Below are 9995 nucleotides of genomic sequence, written 5' to 3'. Positions count from 1 at the left end.
ACCAGCTCACCTCCCTCATGGTGAGCTTGTCGAACCACGCACAGCAGYAATGCAACGTTGAAAGGCGATTCCCTCGGAAGTACGCCTTCCAGCACTTGTCATAGTTTCGTCGTACGGATATTGGATGCCGACATGAACAAGGCTGAAAAGATGGCTCCACGGATTGCAGTGCTGGGTTGCGGTTACTGGGGGAGCAACCATATCCGTACATTGAAGAGCCTCGGCGCTCTTTATGCCGTCTCCGACCAGAACAGCGATCGTGCTGCCGGCTTTGCCGCCGAGCAGGACGTTTTGCATATAGAGGTCGAGGATCTTTTCACCCACCCGGATGTCGATGCCATCGTCATGGCCTTGCCGCCGCAGTTCCATGCGGAAGCGGCTATTCGTGCCGTTACCAATGGCAAGGATGTGCTGGTCGAGAAACCGATCGCCTTGACGGTACCGGACGCGGAAGCTGCCGTGAAAGCGGCGCACGACAATGGCCGCATTTTCATGGTCGGCCATGTTTTGCGGTTTCATCCTGCGTTCGAAAAGCTGCTCGATCTTATCAAGGCCGGCGATCTCGGCAAGGTGCGCTATATCCACTCGCACCGGCTTGGTCTTGGGAAATTCCATACCGAGAACGATGCGCTGTGGGATCTTGCGCCGCACGATCTGTCGATGATCCTGGCGATCACGGAAACCGAGCCGCTGGAGGTGCGCGGCGAGGGTGCCGCCGTGCTGGACCATTTGAGCGATTTCGCACATCTGCATTTGCGTTTTCCGGATAATGTACGCGGTCATTTGTTTGCCTCGCGGCTCAACCCTTATCGCGAACGCCGCCTGACCGTGGTCGGCACCAAAGCGATGGCGGTGTTCGACGACATGGAGCAATGGGACAAGAAGCTCGCCGTCTACAAGCATTCGATCTGGCAGGATGACGGCCAGTGGGCCTCGACGACGGAAGAGCCGACATATGTGAAGGTTGCACAGGGCATGCCGCTGACGCGCGAGTGCCAGAGTTTTATCGAGAGCATCCAGACGCGCAAGCAACCGAAAACGGACGGCGAAGAAGCGATCCGCGTCTTGCGGATACTCACGGCCGGTACTGTTGCTCATAACAAGAGTGAGTGAGCATTCAGCCGCATTGCTCTCTTTTGCAACCATTGTTACAAGGCCCCACAAACTTTGAACGGCAAGCTATGGCAGACCTATCGCTGCCTCTTTAGAGACTTGCTTGACCGCGGCAGATTCGCGGAAGACAGATTGGAGCAATGATGCAGTTCATCGATCTCGGCGCACAGCGTGAACGGATTAGCGGCAAACTCGACGCGGCAATCGCCAAGGTTGTGCGTGAGGGTAAATATATCCTGGGGCCGGAAGTTGCCGAATTCGAAAAACGTCTGGCCGAATATATCGGTGTCGAGCACGTTGTCGCCTGCGCCAATGGCACGGACGCGCTGCTTATTCCGCTGATGGCGAAGGGGATCGGTCCCGGCGATGCGGTGTTCTGTCCGAGTTTCACCTTTGCCGCTACGGCCGAAGTGGTGGCGTTGGCCGGTGCAGAACCGGTTTTTGTCGATGTTGATCCCGACACCTACAATATCGATGTGAAGCAACTCGAAGCCGCTATTGCCGCTGTGCGCGCGGAAGGCAGGCTTGCGCCGAAAGCGATCATTCCTGTCGATCTGTTTGGGCTGGCAGCCGATTATACGTCGCTGTCCGCAGTCGCCGCCCGTGAGAACCTTTTCGTCATCGAGGATGCGGCGCAATCTATCGGTGGCAAGCGCGACAATGCCATGTGTGGCGCGTTCGGCGATGTGGGAGCGACGAGTTTCTATCCCGCCAAGCCGCTCGGCTGTTATGGCGATGGCGGCGCCATGTTCACCAATGATGCGTCGTTCGCTGACTTGCTGCGTTCCGTGCTGTTTCACGGCAAGGGGGAGACGCAATATGACAATGTGCGTATCGGCCTGAACTCGCGCCTCGATACGATCCAGGCAGCGATCCTCATCGAAAAACTCGCCATTCTTGAAGACGAGATGGATGCACGGCAGGTGATAGCCAAGCGCTATGCCAATGGCCTCAAGGATATCGTCAAAGTGGCATTGATGCCGGAAGGCTCGCGCTCGGCCTGGGCGCAATATGCGATCGAGACGAAGAATCGCGATGGATTGAAGGCACACCTGCAGGCAAATGGCATTCCGTCGGTAATTTATTATGTGAAGCCGCTGCATCTGCAGGAAGCTTATGCGCATTATATGCGCGCGCCGGGCGGTTTGCCGGTTTCAGAAACCTTGCCGAAGAACATTCTGTGCCTGCCCATGCATCCATATCTGAGCACTGATGACCAGGACCGGATTATCGGCACGATCCGCGAGTTCCATGAAAAAGGGGCCTGACGAAGTTATCTCCCCCCTTGTGGGGGAGAAAGAATTTTCTTGGATTTAGCCTCGTTGCTAAATCCATAGAAAATTCAAGAGAGGGGATTTGAGCGCTCGATACGAAATCCCCTCACTTGCGATTTCTAGCACTTAGCAAGAGCTAAGATGCTGAAATCGCTTTCTCTCCCACAAGGGGAGAGATAAGGGCGCTAGGCGTGCTGGCCTTGCTGGGCGAGACGCTTCAACATGGCTTCGGCCTGCGGGGCACGTTCGGAGCGGCCAATGAAGCCGCCGCCGAAGACGCGGGCGGTATTGCTGTCGTCTGAATAAAGCACGCAGGCCTGGCCGGGCGCGATCCCGCTTTCGCCGTCGACCAGCTCGACCCACGTCTCGCCTGCCTGATGATGCAGGACTGCCGGGCGCGGCGGGCGGGTGGAGCGAACCTTGGCGTAAACTTCGACGCCGCCAGCCGGAATATCTTCCAATGCGTCGTCACCAAGCCAATTGACGTTGCGCAGGAAAACCTTACGGGTTTCAAGCGCTTCGCGCGGGCCGACTATGACACGGGCATTGGCCGCATCGAGATGGACGACATAGAGCGGATCGCCGGTCGCGACGCCAATGCCGCGGCGCTGGCCGATTGTGTAGTGCACAATGCCTTCATGACGGCCGAGCACGCGCCCGTCGATATGGACGATATCGCCCGGATTGGCCGCTTCCGGCTTCAGTTTCGAAATAATGTCCGAATATTTACCCTGCGGTACGAAGCAGATGTCCTGGCTGTCCTGCTTGTTTGCGACAGTGAGACCAAGCTCCTCGGCGATTGCACGGGTTTCCGGCTTCGTCAGACCCCCGAGCGGGAAGCGCAGATAATCGATCTGTTCCTGCGTGGTGGCAAAAAGGAAATAACTCTGGTCCTTGTCGGTATCGACAGGACGGAACAGGGCACGGTGCGCTCCGTTTGCACTGCTGCGAATATAGTGACCAGTCGCCAAGGCGTCGGCACCAAGATCACGGGCGGTCTGCAGCAGGTCAGCAAACTTGACGGTCTGGTTGCACGAAACGCAGGGGATCGGCGTCTCGCCGCTGACATAGCTCGCGGCGAAGGGATCGATCACGGCTTCGCGGAAGCGTGCTTCGTAGTCGAGTACATAATGTGGAATACCGAGACGTTCGGAGACGCGGCGCGCGTCCTCGATATCCTGACCGGCGCAGCAGGAACCGGCACGATGGGTCGATGCGCCGTGATCATAGAGCTGCAAGGTGACGCCAACGACATCATAGCCCTGGCGTTTGAGGATGCCTGCCACAACAGAAGAATCCACGCCGCCAGACATGGCAACGACGATACGAGTGTCTTCCGGTTTTCCCGGCAGATCGAGATTATTCAGTGTCATAAGCGGATCCGTTTTCGTCGCGGCATATAAGCGCAGCGCTTTGTCGGCTCTATATAGGGCATCGACCCGGACTTGCCAATAAGAGACCGTTTGAAACTCTACTGCGACGGCCATCTAACGCGATTTTCTGCGCTTCCGGTGCTCACGTACAATAGTACGCTCCGCTCGTCGCAAGGGCGACCCCAAAAACCGCATCATATGCCTCGCCGCAGCGACTTTCCAAACGATCTCTGAGAAGTGGCGTGGGAGAAATTTTTCCTGAGACGAGTTTTTTGCATAACGCTCGCGTCAAAAACCCGAAAATTCTGCGAGTTAGGCCAAAGTTTAACGAAAATATGGCCGATCCATTAACCGAAGTTACCAGAGAATGACTCGAGGTTTAGGCAATTATTAAAGCCCTGACTGTAATGTCAGCTGCGATAGGTCTTGAAGTTTAGTGTAGAGAGTACAATGACCGATCTTGTTCGACCGAGAGTAAAATACGTAATCGGCCCGGATGGCAGCCCGCTGACCATCGCCGATCTTCCACCCGCGAACACGCGGCGTTGGGTTATTCGCCGCAAGGCTGAGGTGGTTGCCGCTGTGCGCGGTGGTCTTCTTAGTCTTGAGGAGGCTTGCCATCGCTATACGTTGACGGTGGAAGAGTTCCTGTCCTGRCAGTCCTCGATCTCCGATCATGGACTGGCTGGTCTCAGAACGACCCGGATACAGCAATATCGTCATTAGATGATGGTGCATGAATAGAAGGGGCTGGCCGCGAGGCCAGCCCCTTCGCTTATGCAATCGTTTCTTCACGCACGATCAAGTGCGTCGCCAGTGCCGACAGAATTGCCGATGCGGTGAAAAACCAGAGTCCCGGCTGGGCGATCGCTGTGGCAAGACCGCTCGTCTTTGCGCCGAAAATCACCAGAGCGACCAGCAATACGTCCAGCATCGACCATTTCGACAAGAAGCCGATCCACCGGTGCAGAACATGTGCGGCAGCAGGTAGTTGGGCTGCCGCCAATTGTGCAACGGCGAGCTTTGTGACGGGAAGAATGACCGAAAAGAGCCCGACGACAGACGCCAGCAACCAGTCGCCGCCCGCCCAGAGCGATCGAATTATGCCCAGGAGCGAAGGGTTCTCGTCGAAGAAATACAGCCTGCTGACATTCATCAACGGCATGCTCATCCCCAGTGCCAGCGAAAATGTGGCGATGAAGAGAAAGATGGGAATGAACGATCTTGTCGACATGCTGATCCCGAAACAACGTTAATCTCKCATATGCATGCGGAAGCCAATGGCGGCCGTCAAGCATGGGCGACGACAAGACACACCGGATCACATTCGCTTGTACCGATTGACGCTTCCCATGGCTGGTCTCCATAGTTAGGGTACATAGTACCGGCGAACTGATGGCCGTAACCAAGAGTATTTAGATTCTTGATGATTTGATCGAACATTGGATTGATGCACCTTATGCGTACAAAATTCGGATTGCTGCTTGTTTTCCTGGCCTTTGTTTCCTCGGCCCAGGCGCTGGAGACAGGCTCCCCGCCACCACTCGCTCCAGAGGCGGAGCAGGCCAAGGCCGCGCATTTGAGCGCGCAGGTGCTGACATACTACCACTACAAGAAGGTGCCGCTGGACGACGCCCTGTCTGAAAAAATAATGAACCGGTATGTAGAATTACTCGACCCGGAGCGCTTCTTTTTCCTTCAGTCCGATATTGATCAGTTCATGACCAACCGGGACAAAATCGATGATGCTATCTTTAGCGACGATCTGAGCATTCCGTTCGCTATCTTCAACGTGTACGAGCAGCGTTACGTAGAGCGCCTGACATACGCGCGTGAATTGCTCAAGAATGGTTTCGATTTCAGTAAGAACGAAGAATTCACACTTATCCGCGACAAGGAACCTTGGCCGAAAACGATGGCGGAGAGCCAAGACCTGTGGCGCAAGCGCGTGAAAAACGATTGGCTGCGCCTGAAACTGGCGGGTACGCCTGAGGCGACGATACGCGAAACACTTGGCAAGCGGTATGGAAACTCACTGGCCCGTGCCTACAAATACAAGAGTGACGATGTCTTTCAGACATTCATGACCGCTTACACGAACTCGATCGAACCCCATACCGACTATCTGGGTGTTGCTGCGGCATCGGATTTCGACATTTCGATGAAACTCTCACTCGTCGGCATCGGAGCGGTACTACAGGAGCGCGACGAATATACGACCATACGGGAGCTGGTGGCGGGTGGACCGGCTCAGCTGTCCGGCCAGCTGGCGGTCGGCGACAGAATTGTCGGCGTCGCGCAGGGCAAGGACGGCACGCTGGTGGACGTTGTCGGCACCCGCGTTAATGACGTCGTGAAATTGATACGCGGCGAGAAGGATACCGTCGTACGGCTGGATATCTTGCCATCCGATGCGGGACTTGACGGCAAGCATCGCCTGGTCACCCTGGTGCGAGACAACATCAGTCTGGACAAGCAGGCGGCCAAAAAAAGCGTTCAGATTGTCAAGGACGGCGATATCTCGCGGAAAATCGGTGTGATCTCGTTGCCTACGTTCTATGAAGATTTCGATGCGCGACGGCGCGGCGACAAGGATTACCGGAGCGCAAGCCGCGATGTCGCCAAGCTGCTGGCAGAACTTGAGAAAGAAAAGGTCGATGGTGTCGTTATCGATCTACGCAACAATGGCGGAGGTTCTTTGCCGCAAGCAATCGAACTGACCGGCTTTTTCGTAGGCAAAGGACCAGTTCTGCAGCAGCGCAACGGAGATGGCGAGATCAGGGTAAATGGCAATAAGCGCGCAACGGCCCTCTGGACGGGACCGCTTGCAGTGCTCATCAATCGTGGTTCCGCTTCGGCTTCAGAGATTTTCGCCGCCGCGATACAAGACTATGGCCGCGGTGTCATCATTGGAGAACCGAGTTTTGGCAAGGGCACCGTGCAAACAGTGGTCGATTTGGACGAGGAAGCACGCAACCCAAAGCCGGAATTCGGCGAGCTGAAAATGACTGTTGCACAGTTCTTCCGCATCAATGGCGGCACCACCCAGCTTCGCGGGGTGACGCCGGATATCGTCCTGCCGGGGTTCTCAGACGAAGAGAAACTGGGGGAGTCGAGCTATGACAATGCGCTGCCATGGCTGCAGATCAAACCTGCGAGCTACAAACCCCTTGCTGATATCAAAACGGTTCTGCCGGAGCTGCAGAGTCGCCACGACGCCCGCGCCAAAACGGACAAGGATTTCAAGGATCTCGTTGAAGACGTGAACGAGCTCGATGACTTGCGCAACAAGCGGGTTATCTCACTCAACGAAACCGAACGGCGTGCCGAGAGGGAGCGTCAGGTCAACCGCCTGAAGGCGCGCGAGGCAGCAGACGGCAAAGGTTCCGTGTCACAGGCAGATCTTGTGTTTCAGGAAGACGGATTGCAGGCCAATGAGCGCAGCTTGAGCGCAGACATAGCGAGCGAGAAGGCGCTGAAGGACGCAAAGGACGTTCTCCTGGATGAGACTGTCCATATTCTCAGCGATGCCGCAGACCTAACCAAAGTGAAATCGGCAAAGAACAATTGATTATTGGCGCCAGCGTTGAGTGCTGGCGCTACACATGACGAATGGTGCAGCAATGGCAGATCAAATCAGTATCGATAAACAGGAATCGGGTAGCGGCGGACGCTATGTGGCGGAGGTATCGGGACACGAGGCCGAGATGGCGTTTTCACGCGCCAGCCCGCATCTGATCATCATTGATCATACGGCAGTGCCGGATGCGTTACGTGGCCAGGGTGTGGGGCAGGCCCTGGCGTTGCATGCGGTAGAAGATGCGCGGGCGGGTGGATGGAAGATCATTCCGCTTTGCCCATTCATGCGCGCTCAATCGCTGAGGCACGAGGAATGGGCGGACGTCGTTCAGCAGAGATAAGGCCTTTTGGGAACTCTATGTCCACAGGAGCTGATTTCTCAAAAAGTCTTCTGACTATCCGATCATCGCCCGCTTGTCGGTGACGGGAATCTCTTCGATATCACGCGGCTTGCCATCGCGCTGCTCAAGTGCCTCAGCTTTGGCAAGTTCTGCTTCCGATTCGGTAAGAGCCGCCTCGGCATCATCCTTCTGGGCTTTCAGGTCGCGAATTGAATCGAACAGGTTGTCGCGGCGCTGACGGGCGGCCTTGGCAAACGTCGGATAGGCGAAATGCGTGGTGTCGGTGATGCCGGCCTTTTTTTCCTCGGACAGTATCTGCGTGTCCAATTCGGCAGCCATGCGTTCGAACTCGCCCATCATCAAATCAAGCTGGCCGAGTTGACGGCGCTTTTCCTTGACCTGAAAGAGCTTCAGCCGAACCAAACCTTCATGCGACTTCATACTCACTACCCCCTCAACACCTGCCAAAAGCCGKTACTCTGATCCTGCCAAAACGCTGGCGATCGATCATCCGGCGCCGTTTCACCCCGAATCACTTCGGAAAAATGAAACAAAAACTTAAAGGTTGCCCTGTCTGGTAACCTTTCCTTTACGTTCAGCATTAATCATACGCCTTAAGACTTAAAGCTCTGTAAATCAGTGCGGCAAGTTTTTAGACGGCGATTTTATCGAGTCGAATGAATCGCTTAAGGCCAGAACCTGATGCTGCGCCTTATGATTTTTGACCGGTAAGTTGACCTTATGAATCAATGCGGTGCCAATGATTTTTAATTCAAGAGTCAAAGACACTTGCAAAGCGGAATTAGATTTTGTTAACCATTCGGTGGCAATCTTAACGTTATGGAAACGGCTTGTTTCGCGACCTGACTTCGGGATTGCCCTGATCGAGGTTTCTTGGGCAACCCATTTCAGCGGCGGGAAAAGGGGAATGATATGCGGGTTCTTTTAATCGAAGACGATAGTGCAACGGCCCAGAGCATCGAACTGATGCTCAAGTCGGAAAGCTTCAATGTTTATACGACGGATCTGGGCGAAGAGGGTGTCGATCTCGGCAAGCTCTACGACTACGATATCATCCTCCTCGACCTCAACCTGCCGGATATGTCCGGTTATGAAGTCCTGAGGACCCTGCGTCTGTCGAAGGTGAAAACACCGATCCTGATCCTTTCCGGCATGGCCGGCATCGAGGACAAGGTTCGTGGCCTCGGTTTCGGCGCCGACGACTATATGACCAAGCCCTTCCATAAGGACGAACTGGTTGCCCGTATCCATGCGATCGTGCGCCGTTCCAAGGGGCATGCCCAGTCTGTCATCACCACAGGCGACCTTATCGTCAATCTGGATGCGAAGACGGTGGAAGTCACCGGCCAGCGCGTTCACCTGACGGGCAAGGAATATCAGATGCTGGAGCTGCTTTCGCTTCGCAAGGGTACGACGCTCACCAAGGAAATGTTCCTCAACCACCTCTACGGCGGTATGGACGAGCCGGAACTCAAGATCATCGACGTTTTCATCTGCAAGCTGCGCAAGAAGCTCGACAATGCATCCGGCGGTATCAACTATATCGAAACGGTCTGGGGCCGCGGCTATGTGCTGCGTGAGCCGGATGCATCGGATCTGCGCGAAATCGCTTGATCAAGATATTATCGAGAAACAAAAAAGCTCCGTGTGAACGGAGCTTTTCTATTTTGTCGTAAGATTCAAGCTCGACTAGAAGCCGTCGCAACAATGTTGCTATCAGCCCTCGACCGGCACCGGCGGCAAGATTTCGGCGATGGAAGCACGATTGAACGGTTTCAGCAGATATCCGGCTGCCCCAGCACGTTTTGCACGCATGATCCGGCTCAGGTCGACCTCGGGCAGGCAAAGATAGATCTTGCTGTTCTCACCGCCTGGCAAGGCACGCACCTGACTGATGATCTCAGGCGCGGGCATGTCGGATAGCGCATCGTCGAGAATAATGATGTCAGGCATTTCGACGCTACAGGCGGCAATCGTCTGATAGCCGGTATCGGCTGTCGTCACGACGGTCGTTTCGTTGGCAATGAGCCTCCGTGCAACCTTCCTGACCACAGGAGATCCATCAACAATCATGCAGCGTAGCAATTGAAAAACTCCCCGCAAAAGCCAAGTTGCGTTTGTCCCCATGACCAAGACTACCAGCCGTTGGGTGAATAAATACCCAAGGTTGATGGTAAATTTTTAGGACAACTTGCGCGATCGGCTATGCCGCGGTGAAGACAATCTCTTCGGGGCTGGCGTGGATCGAGATGGTCATGCCGGCTTCCTGGGCCAGCAGCAGCGTATAGTAAGGT

Annotated in this window: 10 protein-coding genes and 1 pseudogene; 6 read left to right on the top strand and 5 right to left on the bottom strand. The window is 55.2% G+C overall.

What is annotated here, in order from left to right; translation table 11 throughout:
• Positions 1–150: 150 nt before the first annotated feature.
• Together ACXJ5O_RS11540 and ACXJ5O_RS11535 are read left to right on the top strand one after the other, a co-directional pair.
• Complete coding sequence (locus ACXJ5O_RS11540; RefSeq protein WP_457300016.1) at positions 151–1113, top strand: Gfo/Idh/MocA family protein; 963 nt, start codon at positions 151–153, stop codon at positions 1111–1113.
• Positions 1114–1256: 143 nt separating this feature from the next.
• Positions 1257–2381 carry a DegT/DnrJ/EryC1/StrS family aminotransferase gene (locus ACXJ5O_RS11535; protein ID WP_457300015.1) on the top strand — a complete coding sequence of 375 codons (1125 nt, stop codon included), beginning with the start codon at positions 1257–1259 and terminating at the stop codon, positions 2379–2381.
• Between the two features lie 191 nt (positions 2382–2572).
• Here ACXJ5O_RS11535 and mnmA read toward each other — a convergent pair whose 3' ends face one another.
• Positions 2573–3760 (bottom strand): tRNA 2-thiouridine(34) synthase MnmA, encoded by a 1188-nt coding sequence (gene mnmA / locus ACXJ5O_RS11530; protein WP_457300014.1) that lies wholly within the window; start codon positions 3758–3760, stop codon positions 2573–2575.
• A 450-nt stretch (positions 3761–4210) separates the two neighbouring features.
• Here mnmA and sciP point away from each other — a divergent pair, with 450 nt between their 5' ends.
• Positions 4211–4486: a CtrA inhibitor SciP gene (gene sciP / locus ACXJ5O_RS11525; RefSeq protein ID WP_457300013.1), complete on the top strand. Its 276-nt coding sequence runs from the start codon at positions 4211–4213 to the stop codon at positions 4484–4486.
• Positions 4487–4535: 49 nt separating this feature from the next.
• Here the strand turns inward: sciP and ACXJ5O_RS11520 are convergent, their stop codons facing one another.
• Complete coding sequence (locus ACXJ5O_RS11520) at positions 4536–4994, bottom strand: paraquat-inducible protein A (protein WP_457300012.1); 459 nt, start codon at positions 4992–4994, stop codon at positions 4536–4538.
• A gap of 225 nt (positions 4995–5219) precedes the next feature.
• Between ACXJ5O_RS11520 and ACXJ5O_RS11515 the strand changes: the two genes are divergently transcribed.
• A complete protein-coding gene (locus ACXJ5O_RS11515) occupies positions 5220–7331 on the top strand; it encodes a carboxy terminal-processing peptidase (RefSeq protein WP_457300011.1) in 2112 nt (703 codons plus the stop codon).
• A 34-nt stretch (positions 7332–7365) separates the two neighbouring features.
• Complete coding sequence (locus ACXJ5O_RS11510) at positions 7366–7680, top strand: GNAT family N-acetyltransferase (RefSeq protein WP_457300010.1); 315 nt, start codon at positions 7366–7368, stop codon at positions 7678–7680.
• Between the two features lie 54 nt (positions 7681–7734).
• Here the strand turns inward: ACXJ5O_RS11510 and ACXJ5O_RS11505 are convergent, their stop codons facing one another.
• Positions 7735–8121 (bottom strand): flagellar export protein FliJ, encoded by a 387-nt coding sequence (locus tag ACXJ5O_RS11505; RefSeq protein ID WP_457300009.1) that lies wholly within the window; start codon positions 8119–8121, stop codon positions 7735–7737.
• 492 nt (positions 8122–8613) lie between these two features.
• Here ACXJ5O_RS11505 and ctrA point away from each other — a divergent pair, with 492 nt between their 5' ends.
• Positions 8614–9315 (top strand): response regulator transcription factor CtrA, encoded by a 702-nt coding sequence (gene ctrA / locus ACXJ5O_RS11500; protein WP_112530599.1) that lies wholly within the window; start codon positions 8614–8616, stop codon positions 9313–9315.
• A gap of 102 nt (positions 9316–9417) precedes the next feature.
• Here the strand turns inward: ctrA and ACXJ5O_RS11495 are convergent, their stop codons facing one another.
• Together ACXJ5O_RS11495 and ACXJ5O_RS11490 are read right to left on the bottom strand one after the other, a co-directional pair.
• Entirely contained in the window at positions 9418–9774 is a 357-nt protein-coding gene (locus ACXJ5O_RS11495) for a response regulator (RefSeq protein WP_457300008.1), read from the bottom strand.
• Between the two features lie 130 nt (positions 9775–9904).
• A pseudogene (locus ACXJ5O_RS11490) lies at positions 9905–9995 on the bottom strand (histidine phosphotransferase); the annotation flags it as partial.

This window comes from Phyllobacterium sp. P5_D12, assembly GCF_054049495.1.
Note: the sequence above shows the minus strand (reverse complement) of the source record. Positions and strands in the feature narration are given on the sequence as shown.

Coding starts and splice junctions, on each gene's coding strand:
- ACXJ5O_RS11540 (WP_457300016.1), top strand. CDS start 151: ATGGCTCCACGGATTGCAGTGCTGGGTTGCGGTTACTGGGGGAGCAAC.
- ACXJ5O_RS11535 (WP_457300015.1), top strand. CDS start 1,257: ATGCAGTTCATCGATCTCGGCGCACAGCGTGAACGGATTAGCGGCAAA.
- mnmA (WP_457300014.1), bottom strand. CDS start 3,760: ATGACACTGAATAATCTCGATCTGCCGGGAAAACCGGAAGACACTCGT.
- ACXJ5O_RS11520 (WP_457300012.1), bottom strand. CDS start 4,994: ATGTCGACAAGATCGTTCATTCCCATCTTTCTCTTCATCGCCACATTT.
- ACXJ5O_RS11515 (WP_457300011.1), top strand. CDS start 5,220: ATGCGTACAAAATTCGGATTGCTGCTTGTTTTCCTGGCCTTTGTTTCC.
- ACXJ5O_RS11510 (WP_457300010.1), top strand. CDS start 7,366: ATGACGAATGGTGCAGCAATGGCAGATCAAATCAGTATCGATAAACAG.
- ACXJ5O_RS11505 (WP_457300009.1), bottom strand. CDS start 8,121: ATGAAGTCGCATGAAGGTTTGGTTCGGCTGAAGCTCTTTCAGGTCAAG.
- ctrA (WP_112530599.1), top strand. CDS start 8,614: ATGCGGGTTCTTTTAATCGAAGACGATAGTGCAACGGCCCAGAGCATC.
- ACXJ5O_RS11495 (WP_457300008.1), bottom strand. CDS start 9,774: ATGATTGTTGATGGATCTCCTGTGGTCAGGAAGGTTGCACGGAGGCTC.